This is a genomic window from Leptotrichia sp. SK-5, assembly GCF_055387215.1.
On record NZ_AP028931.1, the window covers coordinates 2,238,473 to 2,265,310 of the forward strand.

At 29.0% G+C, this 26,838-nt stretch carries 28 protein-coding genes; 5 read left to right on the forward strand and 23 right to left on the reverse strand.

Annotated features, from left to right (window positions below):
• Window positions 1–82: 82 nt before the first annotated feature.
• The 5 genes from ACZ5B9_RS10985 to ACZ5B9_RS11005 all read left to right on the forward strand — a co-directional run bounded on the left by ACZ5B9_RS10985 (window position 83) and on the right by ACZ5B9_RS11005 (window position 3,705).
• A complete protein-coding gene (locus ACZ5B9_RS10985; RefSeq protein ID WP_464422622.1) occupies window positions 83–439 on the forward strand; it encodes a PepSY domain-containing protein in 357 nt (118 codons plus the stop codon).
• A gap of 50 nt (window positions 440–489) precedes the next feature.
• Entirely contained in the window at window positions 490–1,065 is a 576-nt protein-coding gene (locus ACZ5B9_RS10990) for a PepSY domain-containing protein (RefSeq protein WP_464422624.1), read from the forward strand.
• A 78-nt stretch (window positions 1,066–1,143) separates the two neighbouring features.
• Window positions 1,144–1,461, forward strand: coding sequence for a PepSY domain-containing protein (locus ACZ5B9_RS10995; protein ID WP_464422625.1), 318 nt, complete (start codon window positions 1,144–1,146; stop codon window positions 1,459–1,461).
• Between the two features lie 184 nt (window positions 1,462–1,645).
• On the forward strand, window positions 1,646–2,317 hold the full coding sequence (locus tag ACZ5B9_RS11000; protein WP_464422626.1) for a response regulator transcription factor: 672 nt from the start codon (window positions 1,646–1,648) through the stop codon (window positions 2,315–2,317).
• A 53-nt stretch (window positions 2,318–2,370) separates the two neighbouring features.
• On the forward strand, window positions 2,371–3,705 hold the full coding sequence (locus tag ACZ5B9_RS11005) for a HAMP domain-containing sensor histidine kinase (RefSeq protein WP_455036081.1): 1,335 nt from the start codon (window positions 2,371–2,373) through the stop codon (window positions 3,703–3,705).
• A gap of 78 nt (window positions 3,706–3,783) precedes the next feature.
• Here ACZ5B9_RS11005 and ACZ5B9_RS11010 read toward each other — a convergent pair whose 3' ends face one another.
• The 23 genes from ACZ5B9_RS11010 to ACZ5B9_RS11120 form a co-directional block, all read right to left on the reverse strand.
• Entirely contained in the window at window positions 3,784–4,887 is a 1,104-nt protein-coding gene (locus ACZ5B9_RS11010; RefSeq protein WP_147006123.1) for a hypothetical protein, read from the reverse strand.
• Window positions 4,888–5,071: 184 nt separating this feature from the next.
• Window positions 5,072–5,992: a DDE-type integrase/transposase/recombinase gene (locus ACZ5B9_RS11015; RefSeq protein WP_464422627.1), complete on the reverse strand. Its 921-nt coding sequence runs from the start codon at window positions 5,990–5,992 to the stop codon at window positions 5,072–5,074.
• 585 nt (window positions 5,993–6,577) lie between these two features.
• Window positions 6,578–7,762: an elongation factor Tu gene (gene tuf, locus ACZ5B9_RS11020; protein ID WP_026745237.1), complete on the reverse strand. Its 1,185-nt coding sequence runs from the start codon at window positions 7,760–7,762 to the stop codon at window positions 6,578–6,580.
• 251 nt (window positions 7,763–8,013) lie between these two features.
• Complete coding sequence (locus ACZ5B9_RS11025; protein ID WP_464422629.1) at window positions 8,014–8,475, reverse strand: hypothetical protein; 462 nt, start codon at window positions 8,473–8,475, stop codon at window positions 8,014–8,016.
• Between the two features lie 24 nt (window positions 8,476–8,499).
• A complete protein-coding gene (locus tag ACZ5B9_RS11030; protein ID WP_464422630.1) occupies window positions 8,500–9,132 on the reverse strand; it encodes an RNase H1/viroplasmin domain-containing protein in 633 nt (210 codons plus the stop codon).
• 20 nt (window positions 9,133–9,152) lie between these two features.
• A complete protein-coding gene (fabG, locus tag ACZ5B9_RS11035) occupies window positions 9,153–9,863 on the reverse strand; it encodes a 3-oxoacyl-ACP reductase FabG (RefSeq protein ID WP_374125496.1) in 711 nt (236 codons plus the stop codon).
• A gap of 69 nt (window positions 9,864–9,932) precedes the next feature.
• Entirely contained in the window at window positions 9,933–10,409 is a 477-nt protein-coding gene (locus ACZ5B9_RS11040; RefSeq protein ID WP_464422631.1) for a septal ring lytic transglycosylase RlpA family protein, read from the reverse strand.
• 130 nt (window positions 10,410–10,539) lie between these two features.
• Window positions 10,540–11,394, reverse strand: coding sequence for a polysaccharide deacetylase family protein (locus tag ACZ5B9_RS11045; protein ID WP_464422632.1), 855 nt, complete (start codon window positions 11,392–11,394; stop codon window positions 10,540–10,542).
• 18 nt (window positions 11,395–11,412) lie between these two features.
• Entirely contained in the window at window positions 11,413–11,703 is a 291-nt protein-coding gene (locus ACZ5B9_RS11050) for a hypothetical protein (protein ID WP_021769018.1), read from the reverse strand.
• Between the two features lie 274 nt (window positions 11,704–11,977).
• Entirely contained in the window at window positions 11,978–13,702 is a 1,725-nt protein-coding gene (gene argS / locus ACZ5B9_RS11055; RefSeq protein WP_464422633.1) for an arginine--tRNA ligase, read from the reverse strand.
• Window positions 13,703–13,997: 295 nt separating this feature from the next.
• The gene (gene aroC / locus ACZ5B9_RS11060; RefSeq protein WP_464422634.1) at window positions 13,998–15,095 is read right to left on the reverse strand and encodes a chorismate synthase; all 1,098 of its coding nucleotides are present in this window, start codon (window positions 15,093–15,095) and stop codon (window positions 13,998–14,000) included.
• A 26-nt stretch (window positions 15,096–15,121) separates the two neighbouring features.
• Window positions 15,122–16,417 carry a 3-phosphoshikimate 1-carboxyvinyltransferase gene (gene aroA / locus ACZ5B9_RS11065; RefSeq protein WP_464422635.1) on the reverse strand — a complete coding sequence of 432 codons (1,296 nt, stop codon included), beginning with the start codon at window positions 16,415–16,417 and terminating at the stop codon, window positions 15,122–15,124.
• 23 nt (window positions 16,418–16,440) lie between these two features.
• On the reverse strand, window positions 16,441–18,516 hold the full coding sequence (locus ACZ5B9_RS11070; RefSeq protein WP_464422636.1) for an Eco57I restriction-modification methylase domain-containing protein: 2,076 nt from the start codon (window positions 18,514–18,516) through the stop codon (window positions 16,441–16,443).
• Complete coding sequence (locus ACZ5B9_RS11075) at window positions 18,509–19,603, reverse strand: GmrSD restriction endonuclease domain-containing protein (RefSeq protein WP_464422637.1); 1,095 nt, start codon at window positions 19,601–19,603, stop codon at window positions 18,509–18,511. The genes ACZ5B9_RS11070 and ACZ5B9_RS11075 overlap by 8 nt, the downstream gene beginning before the upstream one ends.
• 228 nt (window positions 19,604–19,831) lie before the next feature.
• Window positions 19,832–20,923, reverse strand: a complete 1,092-nt coding sequence (aroB, locus tag ACZ5B9_RS11080; RefSeq protein WP_464422638.1) for a 3-dehydroquinate synthase — start codon at window positions 20,921–20,923, stop codon at window positions 19,832–19,834.
• A gap of 103 nt (window positions 20,924–21,026) precedes the next feature.
• Window positions 21,027–21,578 (reverse strand): DUF2262 domain-containing protein, encoded by a 552-nt coding sequence (locus ACZ5B9_RS11085; protein WP_464422639.1) that lies wholly within the window; start codon window positions 21,576–21,578, stop codon window positions 21,027–21,029.
• Between the two features lie 37 nt (window positions 21,579–21,615).
• Window positions 21,616–22,215 (reverse strand): GNAT family N-acetyltransferase, encoded by a 600-nt coding sequence (locus ACZ5B9_RS11090; protein ID WP_464422640.1) that lies wholly within the window; start codon window positions 22,213–22,215, stop codon window positions 21,616–21,618.
• A gap of 25 nt (window positions 22,216–22,240) precedes the next feature.
• Entirely contained in the window at window positions 22,241–23,104 is an 864-nt protein-coding gene (locus ACZ5B9_RS11095) for a prephenate dehydrogenase (RefSeq protein WP_464422641.1), read from the reverse strand.
• Between the two features lie 79 nt (window positions 23,105–23,183).
• Window positions 23,184–24,185 (reverse strand): tetratricopeptide repeat protein, encoded by a 1,002-nt coding sequence (locus tag ACZ5B9_RS11100; RefSeq protein WP_464422642.1) that lies wholly within the window; start codon window positions 24,183–24,185, stop codon window positions 23,184–23,186.
• A 22-nt stretch (window positions 24,186–24,207) separates the two neighbouring features.
• Window positions 24,208–25,227, reverse strand: coding sequence for a 3-deoxy-7-phosphoheptulonate synthase (gene aroF, locus ACZ5B9_RS11105; protein WP_464423971.1), 1,020 nt, complete (start codon window positions 25,225–25,227; stop codon window positions 24,208–24,210).
• Window positions 25,228–25,292: 65 nt separating this feature from the next.
• Window positions 25,293–25,613, reverse strand: coding sequence for a putative heavy metal-binding protein (locus ACZ5B9_RS11110; protein ID WP_315289759.1), 321 nt, complete (start codon window positions 25,611–25,613; stop codon window positions 25,293–25,295).
• A 528-nt stretch (window positions 25,614–26,141) separates the two neighbouring features.
• A complete protein-coding gene (locus tag ACZ5B9_RS11115) occupies window positions 26,142–26,381 on the reverse strand; it encodes a type B 50S ribosomal protein L31 (protein WP_006806019.1) in 240 nt (79 codons plus the stop codon).
• Between the two features lie 149 nt (window positions 26,382–26,530).
• Window positions 26,531–26,836, reverse strand: a complete 306-nt coding sequence (locus ACZ5B9_RS11120; RefSeq protein ID WP_021769003.1) for a DUF1871 family protein — start codon at window positions 26,834–26,836, stop codon at window positions 26,531–26,533.
• Between the last annotated feature and the right edge of the window lie 2 nt (window positions 26,837–26,838).

Genomic DNA, 26,838 nt, shown 5'->3' on the forward strand with positions numbered 1-26,838 from the left:
TATATTCATGAAACTGTTCTATAATGTATTCAAGATAAGAGGGAAAGACAGAAAGCAAATGAATACTGAAGGAGAGAGAAAAATGAAAAATAAAGCTGTAAAAGTTGTAATTTTTGGAATGGCATTATTAGGAATACTTGGTATTGCTTATGGAGCAAGCAGAAAATATAGAAATAGAAACAGAGTTCCAAACGATGCAGTTTATATTAACAACAATGTAGGCAGTTCACAAAATGTAACAATGGAAAAAGCAAAATCAATTGCACTTGCACAAGTGCCAGGAGCAAATGAAAGCCATTTTGGAGAAATAGATTTGGATCACGATCACGGAAGAACAGTTTATGAGATCGAAATTTTTTACAATAATTCAAAATACGAATTTGATATAGACGCTTCAACAGGAGAAATTATTGGAACTGAAGTAAAACATTATAATTAAGAATTATTAATTCAAAAAACTAAAGTTAAATAAAAAATGAAGGAGAAATTATGAAAAAGAAAATCTTGAGTATTACATTATTAGGAATAATGGTATTAGGAGTATCAGTAACTGCAAACGCAAAGAGTAGAAACAAATACAACAGAAACATTGCTTCAAATAGCTACATTGGAGTAAACAGAGCAATGAACATTGCGTTAAAAAAAGTTCCAGGAGCAAGCAATTCCCACGTAAAAAAAATCCACTTGGACAGAGAAAATGGAAGAATGGTTTATGAAGGAGAAATTTATTATAACGGACAGGAGTATGAATTTGATATTGATGCTGTAACTGGTGACATTGTAAAATGGAAAGTAGACGGAGTTTCAAATAATTCTGCTTACATTAGTAGAAATGTGAACAATTCGCAAACTATAACAATGGAAAAAGCAAAATCAATTGCACTTGCACAAGTTCCAGGAGCGAATCAAAGCCATTTTGGAAAGATAGACTTAGATTATGATCACGGAAGAGCAGTTTATGAAATCGAAATTTTTTACAATAATTCAAAATATGAATTTGATATAGATGCTTCAACAGGGGAAATTATTGGAACTGAAGTAAAGCATTACAATAGAAATTATTAAAATATAATATAAATAAAAAATCTTGCAAAAATTTTTAAATCAAAAAATAAAATTAAATGAAAAAGAAGGAGAAAAATTATGAAAAAGAAAATTTTAAGTATCGCATTATTAGGAATAATGGTATTAGGAGTATCAGTAACTGTAAACGCAAAAAGTAAACACAAATATAACAGAAACGTTTCTTCAAACAGCTATATTGGAGTAAACAGGGCAATGAATATTGCATTGAAAAAAGTGCCAGGAGCGAATAGTTCCCATGTGAAAGAAATCCACTTGGACAGAGAAAATGGAAGAATGGTTTATGAAGGAGAAATTTATTATAACGGATGGGAATATGAATTTGATATTGACGCAGTAACTGGTGCAATTGTAAAATGGAAAGCAGACAGAGATTAATAAAATAAATTAAAAAATATTCTTACAGAGAGTTGATTGAAAATTTATTATTTTCAGTTTACTCTCTTTTTATTTTTTTAAATTCATGATATATTATAGTAAAATTGCTATAGTTTTTACATTAGAATAATAAAAAATTAGGATTTTAGCATTTGCTAAAAAATAATGCAGGAGAGAATTAAATATGAAAATTTTGTTGGCAGAAGATGAAGTAGATTTGAATAATGTTGTAACAAGGTATCTAAAAAAAAATGGATATAGTGTAGATAGCGTACTTGATGGGGAAGAAGCACTTGACTATCTGGAATATGGCGAATATGATTTAGTAATTCTAGATATTATGATGCCAAAAGTAGATGGATTTGAAGTTATAAAAAAACTTAGGGATAAGGGAAATCACACTTCGGTTCTTATGCTTACTGCAAGGGATAGTGCAGATGATAAGGTAAAAGGGCTTGATTTGGGAGCTGATGACTATATTGTAAAACCATTTGACTTTAATGAGCTTATGGCAAGAATTAGAGCAGTTGTGAGGAGAAAATATGGAAATAGTTCAAATAAGCTTGTGATAGGAGATTTGATTTTGGATATTTCAGAAAAATCAGTAACAAGAGCTGGAAAGCAGATAGAATTAACAGGAAAGGAATATGAAGTTCTAGAATACCTTATGCAAAGCAAAAATCGGATTTTAAGCAGAGATCAGATTAAGGAGCATGTGTGGGACTTTGATTATGAAGGAGATTCTAATATAATTGACGTTTTGATAAAAAATATTAGAAAAAAAATAGACGTAGAAGATGGAAAACAAATAATTTACACAAAAAGAGGACTTGGATATGTTATAAAGGAGGATTAGTCCAAAGAAGTAATTATTAGGTATATTTGTACAAAGAAAGGAATAATTGAGTTTTGAAAGACAAAGTAAATAAAATCTGGGAAAATTTTCCTGTAACTGTAAAGATAACCCTCTGGTATACTGCTTTTATAGTTATTTTGATAGCGATTATGCTAGCTGGATCTTTTACTGTTGCAGACAAGATAACAGGGGACTTAAACCAGAAGGAACTTATGGAATCAGTAGTTGAGATGGCCTCTGATCCTAACGATTTTGATGATTTTGATGACGGGATTTATTTTGTAAAATATAATAATGCTGGAATAGAAATGGCTGGAATGTCGCCGAGGGGATTTGATTTGACGTTAAATCTTGTAGAAAACACAGTTAGAACTTATGAAAAAAATGGAGGAAAATACTATTATTTTGATAAAAAAATAGATACCCCTGAAGGTGAATGGATTAGGGGAATTATACCAGTAAATAAGTTGACAAATGAAGTTAATAGAATGCTTTTAATAATTTTAATTTCAAGTCCGTTATTATTATTAATAATAATTTATGGAGGATATAAAATCATTAAAAAAGCCCTAAATCCTGTATCAAAAATTTCCAATACAGCCTCAGAAATTCAAAAAAACGGCGATTTTTCAAAAAGAATTGAAATTGACGAAGGAAAAGATGAAATTCACAAGATGGCAACCGCCTTTAATGAAATGCTAAATTCACTTGAAAATTCTTACATACGTGAAAAACAATTTAGTTCAGACGTTTCACATGAACTTCGGACACCTGTTAGCGTTATACTTACAGAAAGCCAGTATTCTTTGGAATATGCAGATACTTTAGAAGAGGCAAAGGACTCTTTTTCTGTAATTCAGCGTCAAGCCAAAAGAATGTCAGAATTAATAAATCAAATAATGGAACTTTCCAAAATAGAAAAGCAGACAACGATTGATTTACAAAAAATGAATTTTTCAGAAACAGTACAAAAAATATTGGAGGACTACAAAAATTTACTAAGTGAAAAAAATATAAAAATTTTAAAAGATATTGAACAAAATATATTTATAAATGCTGATAAAGTAATGATTGAAAGACTGCTTGACAATTTGCTTAATAATGCAATGAAATTTACAAAGGATGAAATAAGTGTAAAATTGTATTCAGAAAATGAAAACTGCATTATGGAGATTGAAGATAATGGAATTGGAATATCTGATGAAGATAAAAAACTTATTTGGGGAAGATTTTACCAAGTAAATGATTCCCGAAACAAAAAAGTAAACAAGGGCTTTGGACTAGGACTTTCATTAGTTGCAAAAATCATTGAGCAGCATAATGCAAGTATTGAGGTTGAGAGTAAATTGAATAAAGGGACAAAATTTGTTACAAAATTTAATTTATAAAAATTAAATAATATTCAAAAAAGAGATGAAATATTTCATCTCTTTCCTTTTTATGAATCAAATTATATTAAGTTGTTATTATTTAACTTCTAAACCAACTTTTAATCCAGCTCTTAATTCATTATATTCTCTTGTATATTTATCGTTGTTGAAGTAACGTCCATCGTTATAAACACCTTTAACAGTTTCTTTGTTAACAACTCTGTATTTAACTTCAGGGTTTACAGTCAATGTTCCTACTGGCAAATCAATACCTTTTTTGTATCCTAATCCAGTCCATACTGAGAAGTTGTTTTGGAATCCATGTCTAGCAGTTTGTCTTTCCCATTCATTTTCAGCATTGATTAATCCATAGAATCCTGCTAAATCAGGAGTTTTATATGTTAACCCTGCAACATAGTCTAAATAAACAGTAGATTTTGCATCTTTTCCTGTTTCAGATAATTTACCTTTTGCATCTCTTAATTTATTAGTTAAACCAACGTTATAGTTTAAAGTTCCGATTCCATTATCAAAAATTTGTCCGTTATTTTCTAAAGCAAAGTTGATTCCCCATCCAGATACTTTTCCTTTTGTGAAATCATTTCCGCTCCATGCGTTATCTGCACTTTTGTTTCCTGATTGATCGAAGTAAACTAATTGAGTTGTTGCATCAAAGTTATGTCCGAAGAAGTTAATTCCAAATGATGGTCCTACATAAATTTCATTTGATGTTCCTCTATGTCCTGAGTATCTACCAGTACCACTTGTATTTTTATTTTTCCATCCTAAAGTCCATTTATTAGTCCAAGAACCTAATGTAATATCTCTATATAATTCAATATTATTTTCCCAAGTTTGAGATTTGTCATAAGTTCCTTTTGTACCTGTTTTAGTTTCATAATCAAAATCATTTTTGTATCTATCTTGATCATTTTGGAATTCAAATTTTAATCCTAAGTCTCCTTCATCTACTAAATGTAAATCTCCACCAAAGATATTTCTCCATCTAGTTCTATCTTTATTTGCTCCTTTGAATCCTGCGATTCCTAATCCATTTCCTGTATTTTCTTTTTTGTCTGTATACCCTTGTCTCAATTCTGTAGAGAAATGGATTTCTTTTACTGTATCTTGGTCTTGATCAGCTAAAGCTAGACTAGATACGCTTAATACTAATGCTAATACTCCTAATACTTTTTTCATTGTTTTTCCTCCTAAAAATAATTTTAACAAATATATATCTTAACAATTCACAGTTAATTTTAGCATAATAATATGAATTTGTAAAGTTTTTTTTAAAAAAGTGCATTTGTAAAGTGTATAGATGTCAAACATTTGTTACAAAAATATATTAAAAAAAATATTTCTTTCCTAATATATCTTTAACCTACTGATTTTCCTTGTACTCTTTTAATACTTCATTTGGACTCTTAAAGCCTAGTACTTTTCTTGATATGTTGTTGTATCTTGTATTGTATTTCCTTATTGCCCTTAACAGTTCTTCCTTGCTTTTAAATTTCTTGTCCCCATAGTACTTGCTGTCAAGCCTGTGGCTTCTTTCCACTTTTCCATTCTCCCATGGCGAATATGGACGGGTTGTCACGTACTCTATCCCCTTCTCCTCCAGTTTCAGCTCAAACAGTGTTTTCTTATCACTTTCAGAATTTGTGAACTCTTTCCCGTTGTCTGTCTGAACTTTCTTTATGTCAAATCCCAGCTCCTTTTCCAAGTTCTCTAGAAACTTTGCAGTCTGATAGGTACTTTTTTCATCTGCTATTCTTAACACTCTTTTTCTTGTATATTCATCTAATGCCGTTATTTGATAATACTTCTGGTCACGTGTACCAAACTGTATGCATTCTTCCGGAACATATTTTATGTCTATCTGTACTCTTTCCCCAGGGTACTTAGCCTGTTCAACCTTCTTTTTTCTTTTATGTAGCTTTTTAAGCTTTTCTTTGGCATTACCCTTCATTTTCCTTATTATCTTGCACATTGAATCGTATGTACGGCCGTAGCCTTCATTTCTTGCTTTGACATAAACTTCTGCCAGCCCTTCATAGCCAAATTTCCTGTATTTTTTCATAACCAGTTCTATTTCTTCTTGCGTGTGCTGGTTTGGGTGGCTTTTAGGTCTTCTGCTTTTTGGTAGAAGAGATTGGACTGTGCCGTCGTATCTGTCTCTCCAACGTTTTATCTGCTGACGTGATGTCTTATACTTCACTGCTGCCTTTGAATTATTATTATGTTTTATTGCATACTCAATTGCCCGTTGACGAACACGGTATATTTCTGATATACTACTCATATGAAAGGTTTCTCCTTAATGTGGTTTGGTAGATTTACATTAATATCAGAAACCTTTCTTTTTTTGTATATTCTTGTCACATATGTATTATCTCACAACATTTTTAAAAAAGTGCATTTGTAAAGTAAAACAATATTTAATAAAGAAACTAAAATCAATTTTTAAAAAGTTATTTATATACTATAAAAAGCACTTTAAAATAAAATATGAAACTGTATTTATTTACAATAAAACTAAAGATAAAAACCTGAATTTTAGTAAATAAAAAAATTGATATAATCATGCTTTTTAAATTTAAAGTCATACTTTTGTAATAAAAAATTTTTGAATGTAAGATATATAAGTTATTAATATGAAATTTTATAATTAATTTCAAAATTTCATCATATAATTAATTCTATGTTAAGTATACCCTATAATCTCAAAAAAAACAATAGCACTATGATAAATTTATAAAAAACTTTTTATTTACCAAGTGCTATTTGATTATATTTTACTTATAACTATTTTAATTTTCAAATAAATTATCAAAAATTTTAAATAATTATTTTTATTTTTATCTTTAAGAAAGTTCCTTACAGAAAACTATTTAGTAATAGTTGCTACTACTCCTGAAGCTACTGTTCTTCCACCTTCTCTTATCGCAAATCTTAATCCTTCTTCCATTGCGATTGGGTGAATTAGTTCAACTGTCATTTCAATGTTGTCTCCAGGCATTACCATTTCTACACCTTCTGGCAAGTTTACTTCTCCTGTAATGTCAGTCGTTCTGAAGTAGAATTGTGGTTTGTATCCTGTGAAGAATGGTGTATGTCTTCCTCCTTCATCTTTTGTCAATACGTATACTTCTGACTTGAATCCTGTATGTGGATTGATTGTTCCTGGTTTTGCAAGTACTTGTCCTCTTTCCACTTCTTCTTTCTTAGTTCCTCTTAACAATGCTCCAATGTTGTCTCCAGCTTGTCCTGAATCCAATAATTTTCTGAACATTTCTACTCCTGTTACAGTAGTTTTTGTTGTTGGCTTGATTCCTACGATTTCTACTTCTTCACCAACATTGATTACTCCTCTTTCTACTCTTCCTGTTACAACTGTTCCTCTTCCTGTTATTGTGAACACGTCTTCAATCGGCATTAGGAATGCTTGGTCTACTGGTCTTTCTGGTGTTGGAATGTAGTCATCAACTGCATCCATTAATTCCATGATTCTGTCTACCCATTGAGCTTCTCCATTTAATGCTCCTAATGAAGACCCTTTGATTACTGGTACATCATCTCCAGGGAATCCGTATTCTGTAAGTAATTCTCTTACTTCCATTTCTACTAGTTCTAATAATTCTTCGTCATCTACCATGTCAACTTTGTTCAAGTAAACTACGATGTAAGGTACTCCAACCTGTCTTGCAAGTAGGATATGCTCTCTTGTTTGAGGCATAGGACCGTCAGCTGCTGATACTACTAAGATAGCACCATCCATTTGAGCTGCTCCTGTAATCATGTTTTTTACGTAGTCCGCATGCCCTGGACAGTCAACGTGGGCATAGTGTCTTTTTTCTGTTTCATACTCAATGTGAGCTGTGTTGATTGTAATCCCTCTTTCTCTTTCTTCAGGCGCTTGGTCAATGTTTTCAAAATCAACTTTTTCAGCTAGCCCTTTTTCAGCCAATACTTTTGAAATTGCTGCTGTTGTTGTTGTTTTCCCGTGGTCAACGTGACCTATTGTTCCTACGTTTACGTGTGGTTTGCTTCTCTCAAATTTAGCTTTTGCCATTTTAATTTTTCCTCCATTATTTTTATTTTTTTATTTTTTTATATAAATTTTTATCATTTTGATTATAGCATATTTTAATAATAATTGCAAGTACGGAAAATTATGTAAACAGATAAAAATTTAATTCATATTCTTTATTAAATCCAAATACTTTATTTATATTTTCCAAGATTTTGTTTTTTAATAACTAAAGAAATAAACAAGAGACAAAACGTCCCTTGTTTTTAAAATTATTTGTAATTCTTGAGAAATTAATTTCCAGTTTCTTGATTAAAGAAAGAACCAGGGGTATTTAAATTTGAAGAATCATTAGTTATTCCTGAATCTTCTTGAGGCGTGTTTGTACTTGATGGTGTAATACCAAAATCTGCTGCATGTAATTTATATTCAGGGATTTGATAATTAACTATTTTTTTTATTGTCAAAACACCATCTTTAGACACTGTGCCTTTAACATCTAAAGTAACAAGATCTGAATCATCTACACCGTAATTTTTCATCATAAACTCATAAATTTTATCCAATAACCCAGAGTTATCTTTTACTGTGAAAGTAAGAACTTTATTGGGAAAAACCAGATTATCTTTTATATACGTAAATGTATTTGTTCCTCTTGTATATTCGCCTTTAAGAGTTTTGTCTGTAATTTTAGTTTTAGACAATCCAATAACAGACGTTATCAACATTATTACTACTAATAATATTTTTTTCATAAAAATCCTCCTTCTATTTTAGTATTATTTGTGAAAACCTAAATCAGCAGGATTAACATCTCCAGAGATTTTTTTTACAGTTCCACCTTTTTTTTCAAATTCATTTCTCATTAAAGTTACTTTTTTTATAAGTTCAATTGTGTCATTTTCCAAATTAGAACTATTATATCGTCCCTTTGACCAATATTCAATAATTAGTGAACTATCCCCACAAATTACCTTTGTATCGTATTTCTTAGCATAGACAAAAGCAGTATAAATTCCAACTAATTCACCAAAGTTATTTGTCCTGGTATTAGCAACATAATAATTTCCAAATTCATTAATATTTTTTTCATTCATAATTTTGTAAAGCAGTGAATTACCATCAAAATCAGTTAATCTAACTTCCACACCGTTACCACGCCCTGTTCCTGCATCAAAATAAATTGCATCACGCTCTAGCTCAGAATACAGTTTCGTCAAATTACTTTTCTCTTTTTTTTCATAATTTGCTCCGGAATTTAGCCATTCTTGTGCTTCAGAAAAATTTTTAAATGATTTATAACGAACTTTTTTACCGCTTACTTTTTTTTGACAATCTGCCCAGTTTTCAAGTATTCCATTTTCATTTGTATCTATAATGAAATAAGCATAGAATTTTTTATTTTTTGACATTTTTAAATAAATTTATTGAATTATAAATTCAATCCTCCATCAACTCTTAAAACTTGCCCTGTAACAAATTTAGACATGTCACTTGCTAAATACAATGCAGCATTTGCAACATCTTCAGCATCTCCCATTTTTCTAAGCGGAGTATTTGCAAGCACAGTTTCTACAACTTTTTCAGGTAATACATGAGTCATATTTGTTTCGATGAATCCTGGTGCAATTGCATTTGATCTAAGATTTTTTCTACCAAACTCTTTTGCCCAAGTTTTTGCCATAGCGATTACTCCACCTTTTGTAGCTGCATAGTTAGTTTGTCCGGCATTTCCATCAACTCCTACAACAGAAGCCATATTTATTACACTTGAGGCTTTACTCTTTAATAATAAAGAAACAAAACCTTGCATCACATTGTAAACACCTTTTAAGTTAATATCAATTACTAAATCCCAGTCTGCTTCCTTCATTCTTTGAAGCAAAGAATCTCTTGTAATTCCTGCATTATTTACAAGAATATCTAATCTTCCGTATTTTTCTTTAATTTCGTTTGCGATTTCTTTTATATTTTCTCTATCTGTAACATTCAATTTTACATGTGAAACATTTGCATGGCTATAATCAGGATCTATTAAATCTCCAGAAATTACTGTCGCTCCATTTTCAGCAAATTTTAGTGCGATTTCCTTTCCAATTCCTCTTGAACCACCTGTAATTAATGCAATTTTACCGCTTAACACTGTATTTTCCACCTTTCCTTCTTTTCTTTTTAATTTAGAATTTTATAAAAAACTTTAAATAATAAGTAATTATTTTAAAACATCAAGTTTTACTTTTGTAATCCCTTTTCCAGGATTTTCTATTTTTGAAAAAGCTCCATAACTCAAATCAATCACACGTCCCTTAACAAAAGGACCTCTATCATTAATTCTTACAACAACTTCTTTTCCATTACTCAAATTTGTAACTTTTACCTTTGTACCAAATGGAAGAGATCTGTGTGCCGCTACCATTTCATTTCTATTATGTCTTTCTCCATTTGCTGTTTTACTTCCGTGCAGCCCTTTACCATAATATGAAGCTATTCCACTTTGTGAGCTTCCTGAATTAGATGTTTTTTCTTTCGTAGAAGTTGTCTTTGCTTTTGCAACATATAAGTCCGTTCCACTATCAACAGCTTTTATCATTTCATTTTTTATGTAAATTATATTACTATTTGTATTTGTTTCTGCCATTAGTGATAGTGATATTGCCAAACCTGCAATTATAGTAACTATTTTTTTCATTAATTTTTCTCCTTTAATACAATAAAATTTTTTTATGATGTCTAATATTTAAAAAATTAATTTTCCCAAATTTAAACAACTTCTACATTATATCATATTTTTAATGTTTAATTACTTATTTTTTACTTAGTTATTTCAGTTCAGGCTGTTTCATATGCTGAATTTTTGGACTATTTACATCTAAAGTTTCAAATGTATATCCTGCTTTTCTATATCCATCAATAATTTGCTGTAATGCTTGAACAGTAGTTTTCTTAGCATTTGTATCATGCATTAGGAGATTTATATCAGGATGAGTTGTGCACACACCATATTTAACCAATTTTTCTACAGGAACATTATTTCCAGAAGCATCTGTTGAATCACAGTTCCAGTCAAAATATACATACCCTTCTTTTGTCATTCTATTAATTATAGCTGTTTTTAGAGCTTTAGAGGCTTTTGCATTACTTGACCCACCAGGAAATCTTGTAATTTTTACATCTAACCCAGTCGTTGATTTTACAGCATCTCTTATTTTATAAAGATCTTTAAAGAAACTTTCTTCATTTGCATAAACTTCTTTATATTCATGCGAATAAGTATGTAATCCAAGTACATGTCCATGGTCAATTATTTTTTTATAATCATTGTAATTTTTTCCAATTCCAATTACAAAGAATGTTGCCTTTATATTATTTTTTTTCAAAATTTCAAGTATTTGATCAGTATGTGCTGAAGGCCCATCATCAAATGTTAAATAAACTGTTTTTATTTTTTTATCAGCTTTAAGTTTTTCATATTGAGCTTTCATATCTGTATTTTTTTTAGTAAGCTCCGCAAGTTGTTCTGTTTTTTTATTTTTTTCTTCAGTTAATTTTTTTATATTTGACTCTAAACCATTATGTTCCATAAATTTTCCAGTTGTTCCAAAAATTTGTATTCCTGAGTATAAAAATCCTGCCGTAGCAAGTAATATACCAACAATTGATAATACTTTTTTCATTTTTTTACCTCTCATTTATTATTTTTTGTATTTATTTACTAATGCTTCCGTTTTTTTGTAAGTGTCTTCACTATGTTTGATACTATTATTAATAGCTTCCACTTCCTTTTCCAGTTTTTGTTTATTTTCCTTAAGTACAGGGATATCTTTTTCAAATTTTGCTTTTTTTCCAATTAAAATAAAATGTGAAAATGCCACCAGCAATGCTGAAATAATAAACAAAATAAATGCAATTTTTACTAATTTACTACTACTTTCCCCACTATGATCATTTCTATAATCATAAAGAAATTGTTGTTGTTTTGCCATTGTTCTCCTCTTTTCTATATTTAATTTTTTATTTAATTAATCAGTTGATTCTTATGCTAAAATCATCAGATGTATAAAAAGTAAAAAGCCCTCTTAAAAAAGAGGGCCATAAAAGGGGGGGTTAATTGAGGTTTCAGATCTTTTAATCGATCTAAATATAGTATACACTATAACTATTAAATCCCGATTAAATCAAAATTGTTTTTTGATTAATTTATTTCTCTTTTTTAGTAAAATTTATATTATTTCTTTTTTAACTAAAATTTTTATGAATTTACATTCTATCTACCGTCTTAATTCCAAGAAGACTAAGACCTTCCTTTAAAACAAATGCAGTTTTTTCTGATAATAAAATTCGTGCGTCCATAACTTTTTTATTTTTTTCCTTCAAAATAGAACTTGAATTATAGAAATTATTAAATAATTTTGCCATATCAAATAAGTAGTCAGCTATTATATTTGGACGATAACTTTCATAGGATTTTACTACTGCCTGTGGGAATCTTAAAAGCTCTGTAGCTAATTCTCGTTCAATGCCAGTCATATCCTCTAAAATAATGTTTTCATTTTCTACATTAATATTTTCTTCCTTCAATTTTCTAAAAATCGACATAATTCGAACATAAGTATATTGCAAATAGGGACCTGTATTTCCTTCAAAACTAAGAACCTTGTCCCAAGTAAATGTTATATCAGAAATTCTATTTTGGCTTAAATCAAAATATTTTATAGCTCCACTTCCAACAATTTCAGCAATATTTTCTTTCTCATCTTCAGGAATATTCGGATTTTTTTCATCAATTATCTTTTTAACTTGAGTCTTTGCTTCATCCAACAAATCAACGAGCCTTATTATATTTCCACTTCTGGAAGAAAAAATAATTCCATCTCCAAATCTCATAATTCCAAATATAACATGAGTCTTTTTGTAATTATAAGGTTCTCCTAACATTTCTCCAATTTCAAAAACCTGTTTAAAGTGATTTTGCTGTCTATCATCTGTCAAATAAACTGCCTCATTCACGTTCAATTCATCTTTTCTAAATTTCATTGTAGCCAAGTCAGAAGTTGTATACAGGAAACTTCCATCTTTTTTTTGTACAATTGCAGGTGGCAGCTTGTCATTTTCAAAAAATACAACCAATGCTCCCTGATCTTCACGTGCAATGCCTTTTTCCTTTAATTCTTCTAATACAGATGGCATCATATCATTGTAAAATGATTCACCATAGTAATAATCAAAGTTTACATCAAGTCTATCGTAAATTTTATTGTATTCCTTTAGTGAAATATCTATAAATTCCTTCCACAATTTTTGATTTTCTTCATCTCCAAGCTGTAATTTTTTCAGTTCTTCACGAGCCTCATCCTCCAAAGCAGGATTTTTTTTAGCTTCATCAGAAAACTGCACATAAATTCTTTCCAGTTCACCAATTGGATCTTCTTCATAAGCCTTTTTGTCAAGCCAATTCTTATAAGCTACAATAAGTTTTCCAAACTGTGTTCCCCAATCACCAATATGATTGTCAGCAAGTGTATGAAATCCTAAAAATTGTAAAATTCTTTTTATAGAATCCCCAATAATCGTACTTCTCAAATGTCCAATGTGCATTCTTTTGGCAATATTGGGAGAAGAATAATCAATAATGACAGTTTTATCTGTATTTAAGAAGGAAAAATCATATTTCTCATTTTCCACTTTTCTAATCTCTTCATTTAAAAAGCTATTTTTCAAATAAATATTAATAAACCCTGGTCCTGCAATTTCCAACTTTTCAATAATATCATTTTCTGTAAAATTATCTAAAAGTGTATTTGCAATCTCTCGTGGATTTTTACCAATTAATTTTGAACTAACCATCGCAAAATTTGTTTGAAAATCCCCAAATTCTTTTTTTGTAGAATTCTGAATATCGACTTTTTCTGCATAATCAGCACCAAAAATATTATTTATATTTTCTGAAAACAATTTTTTTAATTTTATTGTTAATAATTCCATTATTTAAACATTTTATCCTTTCCTTTCACAAATTTACGTTAATTAACGGATAACGCATAATCCTTTTTTTATAAAAAACATTTCCTTGCTTATTATATAATAAATTTAATAAAATTTGAAGTGTTTATTTAATATTTATATATAAATTGTAACTACTATTTATTTTTCTTTTTTCGTATAGTAAAACTGCCTTAAAACTCAATTCAAAAGCTATTACCATTTTACTCAATACTAGATTTATATAATTTTTAGTAGCTCTATTTTAAAATGTTCTTTTGAAATCAAATAATTATTTTTACAATACTCTTTTTTTACTTTCCAAAACCCTATCCAAAATCACAATTGCCGTAGCCGCTTCCAATACAGGCACTACTCTTGGCACTATTATTGGATCATGTCTTCCTCTAACTTCCAAAATATCATTTTGCTCTGTTTCAAGATTTACAGTTTTTTGCGCTTTCTCGATTGAAGCTGTAGGTTTTATTGCCACTTTAAATGAAATTGGCATTCCAGTCGTTATTCCACCTATGATTCCACCGTTATTATTTGTAAATGATTTTATATTACCTTTTTCATCATAAAACATTTCATCATTTGCTTCGTACCCTGTCATTTCGGTAATTCCAAAGCCTGCTCCAAATTCTATTCCCTTTGTGGCTGGTACCGAGAAAATCATTCTAGAAAGCTCGCTTTCCATGGATTCAAAATATGGGTCTCCTATTCCCGCAGGAAGTCCTGTAACCATAAGTTCCACAATTCCACCAAGTGAATCCTTTTCTTCCCTAGTTTTTTCCACAGCCTTCTCGATTTTTTCCACAATTTCCTCATTCAAGACAGGCAAAATCATGTTTCTCAATTTTTCAATATTTTCCTCTGTAATATCACTTTCCATAAAGTTCCTGTCTTCAATATCCTTTACGGATTTGATATGAGCTGCAATTAAAATCCCCTGCTCCTTCAAAATCTGTTTTGCAATCGCTCCAGCAAATACCAGTGAAGCCGTTATTCTACCAGAAAAATGCCCGCTTCCACGAATATCATTAAATCCGTTATATCTGTTAAATCCGCTCCAGTCTGCATGCCCTGGTCTTGGCTTTCTTTTTAATTCGCTATAATCCTTTGAACGCTGATTTGAATTTCTAATAATCATTGCAAGAGGAGTTCCTGTTGTTTTCCCATCAAAAAATCCGCTCAAAATCTCAAATTCATCCTTCTCAACTCTAGGTGTTGTCAATTTTGATCTTCCAGGTGCTCTTCTTCTCATTTCCTGCGAGATAAATTCTAAATCCAATTCTGTTCCTGCCGGAATTCCATCAATATTTATCCCTAATGCGCTACCATGCGATTCACCAAAAATTGATATTTTATAGTTTTTCCCAAAATTTGCTCCCATTTTTTCGCTCCTTACAATCTCCAATTCTACTTCTCAATAACCTCAATCTCTCCACCCATTTTCACAAAATCATCCCAGAAATGCGGATAAGATTTTCTGACACTTTCAGCCTCTTCCAGAATTATTTCCTTTTCACATCTTGTTGAAGCAATCGCAAGCGACATTGCAATCCTATGGTCATTCCATGCATTTACTGCAACTCCGCCTGTAAATCCCTCTACACCTTGGATAATCAAGCTGTCACCTTCCTCAGCAACATTCGCTCCAAGTTTATTCAGTTCAGTCTTTATTGAAGTTATTCTATCTGACTCCTTTATTCTAAGTCTTTCCCCATTAATAATCTTTGTTTCCCCTTGGCTCAAGGCAGCCAGTACTGTCAAAATTGGCCCAATATCAGGACATTGCGAAATATCAATTACTGTACCTTGAGTTTTAGAAGGCTTCACAAGTACATAATCATCAAAAATCTCAAGATTTGCCCCCATTCTTTGAACAATTTCTATTATTTCCCTGTCGCCCTGCAGCGAGTTCTTATTCACATGCAGGCATTTCACTTCATTATCCTTGTCTGCCGAAATTATTCCAGCCACAATCCAGAATGCCACTTGCGAATAATCCCCCTCAACAGTATAATCAAATGGCTTATAAATCTGATTTCCCCTTATATCGAAACTCTTATAGTCATTGTTCATAATCTCAATTCCTGCCAGTTTCAATATTTCCAATGTTAAATCAACATACCCCTTTGACTCCAGATTCTTATTAATAGTCAACTTTGAATCTCCGTCCAAGAGTGGCAAGGCATACAAAAGTCCCGTAATAAACTGCGAACTTATATTCCCGTCAATTTCATAATTTCCTGCCTTCAATTTTCCATTCACTGTAAGTGGCAATTTTCCATTCTCATTTTTATAAAAAATTCCCTGCTTATCAAAAATCCTATAATACGAGTCAAGCGGTCTGTCCACCAGTTTCCCTTTTCCGTCGAAAATCAGTTCATTTTCATCTGTAATCCCAATCGGTATCAAAAACCTGATTGTAGATCCCGACTCATTACATTGTACATATTTATCTTTTGGAACGACTTTTCCGCCATTTCCGATAATTTCAAGAGAACTTTCCTCTCGATTAATTTTCGCTCCCCAGTTTTCCATAATATCCGTTGTTGTTGTAATATCCACCGAGAACTTCAAATTATCAATCTTTGACTTCTTCCCGCCTTCAGCTAATGCAGCCGCAATTACCGCCCTGTGTGAATAACTTTTAGATGGCGGGATTTCTATTTTTCCGTTTAATACACTTGGTTTTATTTTTATTTTCATATTGTATTTCCTTTTAATTTTTTTTATTTATTTTTTATATATTTTTCAAAAATTTCCGAACATTTTTCAATACTATTTTTTTCTTCTGTTTTTAAATATTCTCGTCCTATTTTCTCAAGAATTTCTTCTTTGGGAAATAATAAATTTTGAAATTCGTAAGAATTTAAAGTATGACTTCCATTTATCATTCTATAATAATTATCAAACTGCTCTGAATTTAAGATACAAAATACTCCATAAAATATAAAATCACTGACATTATTATCAAAAAATTCAATATATGCTAAATTATTATCTAATGCTATATATTCTATATCAAAAATTCCATCATACAATACAGGTTTTATTAATTTCTTTTCTTCTTTTCCAGAATTTTTATTTAAAATTATATACCTTTTATTTTTTAAAAATAAATTTTGTGTTTTTTCATTGCAAAAGATACTTATGCTCTTATTTTTCTTTTTATCTAAACCTTCATATTCAATTCTCCCATTTTTTAAATGCTTAGGTACAAGTAAAGGAACTTGTTTTTTTTCTTTATTAAATTTTTCTGAACTTAAATTTTTTTTATCTACTCTAAATTGTACTACCTTTCCTGGATGAAAAGAAAAAACATTATTTTTTACAAAAATTTCATTGATACTCTTTATAAAATTACTTTCTTCTCTATTTCTCGGTGATAATAAAATATTATTTTTTCTTTTTAGAAATAATATTTCTCTATCTAATTCGAAGGGCTTACTACCATTATAAGAAATTTTTATATTTTTATGTTTTCTTTTTTCAATTTGAGTTATACAAATTTCTTGAATAATATTTTTAAAAATTTTCTTTCTTTCATCAAATAAATGAAGTCTAGTTAAACTATAATTATTAAACAAAAATTTTCTTAAATTTTCTGTATACTTTCCTGATAAAAAATTTTTGGGAGAGATCGTAAATAAAATACCTTTTTCATCTAATAATTTTAAACTTTTTATAATAAATAAGTGATATAAATTTGCCTGTCCATTAATATATTTTGTTATTTCTCCATCATATTTTACTTTTTCTTCTTTTTTTATTTTTTTAAATGGAGGATTCTGTACAATAAAATCATATTTTCTTTTAATTTCATAATTTAAATAATTCCCAATAATATAATTTACTTCAACTAAATCATTTAAATTATTTTTTTCTAAAAATTCTTTCATTATGATTTTACAATTTTCTATACATTTTTCATCTATATCTATCATATCCACTTCTATTTTATTTATTCTCTTATTAGAATCACTACTTATCTCAACTATTTTTTCTAACAAATTTATTGTAAGTATTCCAAATCCACAACTTGGATCCAATATTTTTATATTTTCTTTTTCAAACTTTTTATTCAAATGCTTTAAGTCATCAACTAGTTTCTGAGATATTGCTATTGGAGTAAAAAATTGTGATTTTTCTTTTATAATTTCATTATCTATATTTTCAAAAAAATTATTGTATAATTCTTCATATTTTTTATAATTTTTTGTTAATTCTTCCTTTTCTATTAAATAATAAGGTATTTTTGAAATAAAAGCATTTTTTAATACTAATAAAATTGCACTTTCTTTATCTAAAGTATCTAAAACATATTTTTCAAATTTTTCTTTATCTATATTTTCATTAATTTCAAAAGCTCCATGAACATATTTATTTCTTTTTTGATAAATTTTATTCATATGAACTATTAAATCTCCGTATGTTAAAAGATTAGAATCTTTTTTAAGTATATCATTTTTTTCAAAATCATTATTTAACTTTAATAACCTATACATTTCATCTACTTCCAATTTTAGTTCTTCTATCATCTTTGATAAATTTCCAATTGATTTATTATTTTGAATAATTCCATTTTTTTCCTTTTCAGTTTTCATGAAAATATCACAATATATTGTTATCAATTTTGTTGTAAATTTTTCATATACCGAGCTTATTATTGCAAGTCCAGATATTAACTTCAATAACTTTTCTTCATTTAAGCTAGTCTCTAAAAAAAAATCTTTTCTTTTAATAAAATTAAATATTTTTTCTTGATAATCTAATATTTCCTGTAAAATACTAATTTCCTTATCCATTTAAAATTTCCTCCACATATTTGTGAGCTTCTTCTAATCTTCTTAAAGCAGGTGGATTATTTAATCCTCTTAAACGATAAAATTGTTCATAAGTTTTATTAAATATTTTTTCTAAATTTTCTTCTATTAAATAGTCTTTATTTTTAAAATAGATAAATGATGCTATTTCAAAATATTGATTTATAAATGCACCAGTATTTTCTTGTTTTTCTTTATCATATCTTCTAAATTTAAATTTTTTACATAATTTCAAAAATTCTTCGTAATTCTCTAATACATTAATTAATTTTTCTATTTCTACATATTCTACATAATCATCTAGCAATAATTCAAATGTTTTTTTATCATTATTTTTTTCTTCTTTTTTATTAAATATTTCTATAAATTCTTCATATTCACTAATTAAAGAAAATTCTAAAAATAACTCCATATCTTTTCTATCTTTTTTATATTTTGCTGGTAAAAAATCCAGTTCTATTTTATCATATCTTTCTATTAATTCCTTATACTTTTTATTTCCTCTTAATGATAGTATATTACTTCTTATTTCTTGAGGTTCTAATTTTATTCCACCGGTATTTAATCTTTTAAATGTTTCATACTTTATCTGTGATTTTAATGTTTTTAAATTCATAAATAGCAATGTTGAACTTTCAAATATAAATCCCATATTTGTTTTTTCTATATCATCCCAACTTAATCCATTTAATTCAAATAATATATCAGCTCCCTCTATTTTTTTTAGTTTTTCAGAATTTTTATTATCCTTTAATTTCCCTACAAATTCTAAAATAGTAGAAATTCTTTGTAATCCATCTATTATTTCATACTTCAAATTATAATCTTCATCTTCTTCTTTTATAGCAAATATTGCCGGGACTGGCATTCCAAGTATTAAAGACTCTATGAATCTAGATTTTTTTTCATTACTCCATTTATAAGCTCTCTGGTATTCAGGAGTTATGTTTATTCTTCCTTGTTCATAATTTCTTATTATTTCTGCTACACTTAAAATTACCGTTTCTACTGTAGCATCTTGTTTTTTTGCTTTCCAGCTTTCATATATTTTTTTTATATTACTCTTCATCTTTTTCATCTCCAATCTCAGTTATATTCATAATATTCAAATTATGGCTTTTTATGTTTAACTCACATTTTCTAGACAACATTCTAGAATCTTTTTTATTTATATATTTTAAAATTCTTATTAAATAAAAATGCTCCATTCTTCATAATATTTTACAAAAAAAATATATTATCTATAACTATTTAAAATCATTTTTTCATTATATCCTAAACTTCTAATACTTACTACTTACTCAAAAATCTCCTTTTCCCCTATCTTTCTAATTTCAACTTCCCCAATTTCCTTCAAAATTACAAAATTAATTCCATCGCTCGTACTTTTCTTATCCCTTTTCATAATTTCAGAAATCTTGTCTTTCGGATATTCAATCTCAATCGGTAAATTCAATGCCTTCAACAATTTCTCAATTTTTAAAAATTCATTCTTTTTAGTAAACCCTTTTTTCTCCCCAATTTTTGTAATGTCAACCATTCCAGCAGAAATTGCTTCCCCATGTGAATATTTCTCATAATTTGTAAACTGCTCTATCGCATGTCCGATAGTATGTCCAAAATTCAATATCATTCTCAAATTACTTTCCTTCTCGTCTTTTTCCACAACTTCCTTTTTTATCTCACAGGAACGGTAAACAATCTCATTCACATATTTCATCAGATGCTTACGCAATTTCTGTTTATAATTTTCATCATCATAGGAAATACCTGCTGTTCCCACTATTTCCACAAGTCTATCAAAAAATTTCTTATCATAAATACATCCATATTTCACAATTTCCGCAAATCCGTCATAAAAATATCTGTCTGTCAATGTATTCAAAAAATAATTGTCAATTAAAACAAGTTTCGGCTGATGAAACGCCCCAACAAGATTTTTCCCCTCAGGCAAGTCAACACCGACTTTTCCTCCAACACTGCTGTCAACTTGCGAAACAATTGTCGTAGGAATTTGAATAAAATCAATACCACGCATATAACTGGTAGCCGCAAATCCGGCAATATCTCCAACAACTCCGCCACCAAATGCAACAACCATATCCTTTCTTGTAAGCCCTGCATTTACCATTGCAGAATAAATTCCAGGCATTATTCCAATATGCTTATTTTTCTCTCCAGCTTCCAGTACATAAATTGTATAATCAAATCCTTTAAACATCTTCTCATATTGATTCCTATAAATTTTATCCACATTAGAATCAGTAATTACAAATAATTTTTTGCCATTATAAATCTTTTTAATATATTCAGGAAATTTCTCAAAAAAATTCTTTCCAATTACAATATCATAAGAATTTTCCCCTAATCCAACATTTAATATTTCCATAATTTTCTCCATTTCCTCTTCTTTATGTGTATATTAAAATATAGCAAAACCATTAAATTCAAAATTTAAAATGATTTTACTATAAATAAAATTTTATTTAAAACTATCCCATTATATCCCCTTCAGAAAATTCCCCATTAATATTTGCAAGAACATTTATTATATGTCCTGAAAATATCATATCGTTATCTGAAAGATAAATACTGAAATTCCCATCCCCATAAATAGTCAGTCTTTCCACAGACATTATTTTTTCCATTGTTTCTTGCGTTATTTCACTATCTCTCAATTTTTCAGCACTTTCTTCTGATAACACTTGTTTCATATCTTCAACAAATTCATCAATTTCATCGTCTTCATAATAATCTTCCACATCAAACCAGTCGTTTGCTAATTCCAGCATTACTTCTGCCGAATTTTTTATAATTTTTTCATTCCAGCCATTCACATCTGACAAAATTTCCTTTAAAGTTTTAATTCTGCCTTCCATTTTTTCCTTATCAGTCTTTTCCTCATCCTTCTCATTTAACAGCTGGTAATCAGATATATCAAAATACACATCTATTTTTTTATTATTTACCCAGTTAACCTCTGTTTCAAATCCATCAACACATTCAATTTCACCTAATAATTCATCTTTTATAACTTCTGCCATTTTGCCCTCCATTAAGTTTTTGTTTGTCAAAAATGTTTTACAAATTATATCTTTTTTCAAGTTCCCTTTTTATATAAACCGACTGAAACTCTTCTTTTAACATATCCATTATAATTACATCATAAGTTTTTCCCAGAATCTCAACTGCTTTACGCAATCTTCCAGCTTCCTTAAAGCCAATTTTTTTATATAAATTATAAGCAACCTCGTTATATTCAAATACATTTAACGATATATTTCTCAAATTTAAAAATGAAAAGCCGTAATCAAGCAGCAAGTTTATAGCTTCCATTCCATAACCTTTTCGCTGATATTTTGGATTTCCAAGCATAATTCCCATTTCAGCTGTTCTATGTATCTCTCCTACTGATTTAAAACCTACATTTCCCAAAAGTTCATCATTTTCAAGTAGTCTAACAGCAAACCTTTTTTCTTTTTTTACTGAAATTAAAAATTCCTTCTCACTTTCAAAATCTATAATATTTGTATAGGAAAAATAACCCAAACCAACCGAAACTTTTATATCATTAACCATTTCAGCATATTCCTCAACATCATCAACAGAAATTGGCGAAAGATAAACATTGTCACCAACTAATGCCTTTAAATATTTTTTCTTTTCAAAATTATTTTCCATTTTATTCCTCCTGAATCAATTTCCTTTAGTCAATCTTTTCTCGCCGTTTTGTTGAAATTATGAATTTTTCCTTTAAAGTTCCTAAATCATTACTGTTCAGGGCATCTTTTATTATATCAAGTTCTCTTTCAAATTGCTGTATCATTTTCAAAAGATTTTTTTTATTTCCCATAAACAGTTCTGCCCACAAATCTTCATTTATCTTTGCAATTCTTGTCAAATCCCGATAAGAATCCCCAATAAATCGGTTTGTATCATACTTTTCACTATCACTATTCACGAGAGAAACTGCAATCGCATGCGTAAGCTGGCTAGTAAAAGCAATAATCTCATCATGTTCCTGTGCCGTAAGAAAACTGACTTTCTTAAAGCCCATACATTTTACAATTTCTGAGAGCAATTCTAGATTTTCTTTTTTATTTTTTTCATCCTTAATAATTATATAATTTGCATCTTTAAACACTCGATTATCTGCAAAATCAATCCCACGTTTCTCACGTCCCGCCATAGGATGTCCAAAAATAAAGTCAATATTTCTTCCACTCTTTTCAATAATTGGATCAATATCTTTGATAATTTTCTCTTTAATTCCAACAACATCAGTAATTATCGCATTTTCCTTAAAATAATTAATATTATTTACAAAAAACGACTTCATCAAGTTCGGATAAAGAGTAATTACCACAAAATCCGACTTTTCCAAGGGCTCTCTTGTTTCCAAAAAACCTTTATTTATAATATTTTTCTCTTCTGCCTTCTTTATCGTTTCCTCATCAATATCAATCCCATAAACAGTCTTAATGCCCATTTCCTTAAAACTTTGTGCAAAAGCTGCTCCAATTACTCCGAGTCCTACTATTGTTACTGTTAAATTTTCTATTTTTTTCAAAATTGTAAACACCCCTTTTTACAAATTTTCTTATAAACAGCTACTTCAATTTAAATATTATATGAAAAATATCAAAATTTTAATTATTCCACCAGCTTTTATTTTGCTTTTCCAATTTTTTCATTTCCTCTGTTCTTCCTTGCGACTTATAAATTTCTATTAACATATTTCGCTCGTATGTTTTACCATCAGTTGCATGCTTAAATGCCATAGAATTTTTATACGCCTTTTCAGCTTCAATAAAATTACCTTGTAAAAAATACATATCTCCTATTCTAATCCAATAATCTCTAGCATCAAATTTTTGAGTTTTATTCGATATTTTTTCTATTGCCAATTTGTAATACTTTATGGCATTTTCATAATTTTGAGTTTTATAATCGTACATTTCAGCTAATGAAGCGTAATCAGGCTGATAGTCTTCTAATTCGATTAACCGTAAATAAGTTTTTTCTGCTAAGTCATATTTTTTCAAGCTCACATAAGAATATGCTAATATTCTCAAATCTCTAACATCACCTGTTTCCTTATAATTATTTTCATATTCTTGCAATTTTTGTTCACCAAAACTTTTATCTTTCTTTTGTCTTTCTAAAGTTTCTTGAGCTGGTTTATATCCTTTATCAGCAGCTTCTTTCAACAATTTATTTCCTTTTTCATCCTGTTTTATCCAAATATAAAATTCTCCCAGATCATTTAACGCTTTTATATCACCAGATTTTATTAATTCATTATACCGTTCAATAATTTTTTCTTCTAATTCTTTAGTTTTCTCTATATTTACTTTTAAAACTGAAAGCACTATTGAATCTCTCCAATACCTATAGAATGAAATAATTTTTTCTTTTGTTTCTCTACTATTTCCTAAGTTATTATTTTCTTTTTCATATTTTAATAATAATTTTTCAGATTCTTCAAATTTTCTATTTCGAAAATAATAATCACTTAATTTTAATAGTGAATCCTTATCTCCTTTTTCAATTTTCTTTAAATATTGTTTTTCTTCTTTAGTATAAGTTTCTTTAGCGAAAGAATTAATTGAAGAAATTAAAATTAATAATAATAGCCATTTTCTTTTCATTTTTTACAACCCTTTAATAAATTTATTTAAAACTCTTCCCTAACACATTTGCAATCTTCTCCACATCCTGCATCAAGTCATCAAACACCTCAAATTTCAATGATTGAGGCCCATCTGACAATGCCTTGTCTGGTTCAGGATGCACTTCTACCATAAGTCCATCTGCTCCAGCGGCAATTCCTGCCATTGCAAGCGGTTTTACCATCCAGTATTTTCCAGTCGCATGGGCTGAATCTACGATTATTGGCAAATGTGTCAATCTTTTAATCATAGGCACTGCATTCAAGTCCAATACATTTCTGTATGCTGTTTCATAAGTTCTGATTCCTCTTTCACAAAGAACTACATTTTCATTTCCACCAGCCAAAATGTATTCTGCCGACATTAGCCATTCTTCGATTGTTGCACTCAATCCTCTTTTCAGCAGGACTGGAATATTTGTTTTCCCAATTTCTTTTAACAAGTCAAAGTTCTGCATGTTTCTTGCACCTAACTGAATCATATCAAGATGTGGACCAAATTCGTGCAACTGAGCGATTGACATGACTTCACATATTATTGGAAGACCTGTTTCTTCTTTTGCTTTTTTCATCAATTCAATACCTTCCATTCCCAATCCTTGAAAGGCATAAGGAGATGTTCTCGGTTTTACAACTCCACCTCTTAAAATATTTGCTCCAGCCGCTTTTACAGCTTTTGCCGTATCAATTATCTGCTTCTCATTTTCGACAGAACAAGGCCCTGCCATCATCACAAGGCTATTTCCGCCAATTTCCACATTTCCCACTTTTACAATAGTATCTTCTGGCTTAAATTTTCGGCTTGCTCTCTTATAAGGCTCTTGCACCCTTTGTACATCCAGCACGTAATCTAGCGCCTGAATATGTTTTATATCAATTGTGCTAATATCTCCAACCAATCCTAAAATTGAATATTCTTTGCCAGCAATTAATTTAACGCTTACATTATTTTCCGTTTCCAATCTATTTATCAATTTTTCCAAGATTTTTTGACTTATTCCGCCATCTACTTTAATAATCATCATTTTTTCTCCTATTCCATTTTCATTACGTAAATTATAAAACGATTTCACTGTACAATATTAAATTAACCTACAACTACAGCTGTTCCGCTGCAAGTTACCATAAGCATCCCATTATCTGCTCCTAATACTTCGTAATCCATTTTTACACCAATAATGGCATTTGCACCAAGATTTGCAGCCCTAGTTTTCATTTCCTCCAGAGCATTCTCTCTTGCCGCCAAAAGCTCGTCTTCATAGCCTTTAGATCTTCCTCCAAAAATATTTCTCAAGCTTGCCCCCATATCTTTAAACATATTAATTCCTGAAATAACCTCTCCAAAAACAATCCCTTTATATTCCATAACTTTTTTATCCTGAATTTCATTTGTAGTTGTAATAATCATATTTTTACCTCTTTTCTAAATTTTTGTAAAAAAAAACTCTCTTAAAATAACTTTAGGAGAGGATAAATATAAATATTTATACATAACATTTATTTCTATATTTTACGATACTTTAATAGTTTATTTACTTAAGCCAAAATTTATAAAATTTGCCTAAACGAATCAAAGATACTTTTAATCATTATAAGCAATTATTATACTTCAAACCTCTACATCCAGTAATTACACTTAATTAACCTCAAATCTCTCATTTTTCCAAAATTATTCAAAATTAATTAACTATAAGTCTCTATTCTTTTGTAAATCCCGCAAATCTTCAACACTACTAATTTTCTAAACTACTAAACTACCTTTTGTATCTTCATTTTTCAATAAATTTAATTTCCTACTATCCTGCTATCCTACTAATTATTTCATATATCATAACAAATATTAAATATATTGTCAACCATTAAAATTATATTAACAGAAAAATTAAGCTAAATAAAAAACAGAGAATAAACCATCCCTGTTTCCAATATCTTCAGATTATAAGTTGTATTTTTTCTTAAATTTGTCAACTCTTCCAGTTTCATCAACAAATTTAGATTTTCCAGTATAGAATGGGTGAGAAGTTGAACTTGTTGCAACTTTTATTACTGGATATTCTTGACCTTCAAAAGTTGTAGTTTCTTTAGAAGTTTTAGTTGATTTTCCTAAGAATTTTTCTCCGTTACTTGTATCTTCAAATACTACAAATCCGTAAGATGGATGTAAATCTTTTTTCATAATTGCCTATGCTCCTTTCTATTTATAACTATGATTATTTTCAATATTTCATATAATAATACCATATTTTTCTTTAATTTTCAAGTCTCCATATGGTAAAAATTTAGATGAAATATATAAGATTCTATTTTTTTGTATTTTGAAAATATTTAAATACATTTCTTCAAAATTTTCTTTGCAATATCAAACTCTATATTTTCATCAGAATAATATACATCTTCTCCAAAAGCATTTTTAAATACAGTCTGTATCACAAGAGCCAATTCGTCAGTTTTAATATCTTTATTTATAAGCATTTTATTCCTAATTTGCTTAATTTCAAAATCGTATTCATCCTGTGGAGCAAAAGACAATAACTTGATTGGATCCCAAAAATCAATAATCTCTTTTATATTATTTTCAAGTTTTTTTATTTTATATATTTCCTCTTTTTTATTATACTTTTTGAATTTCACAA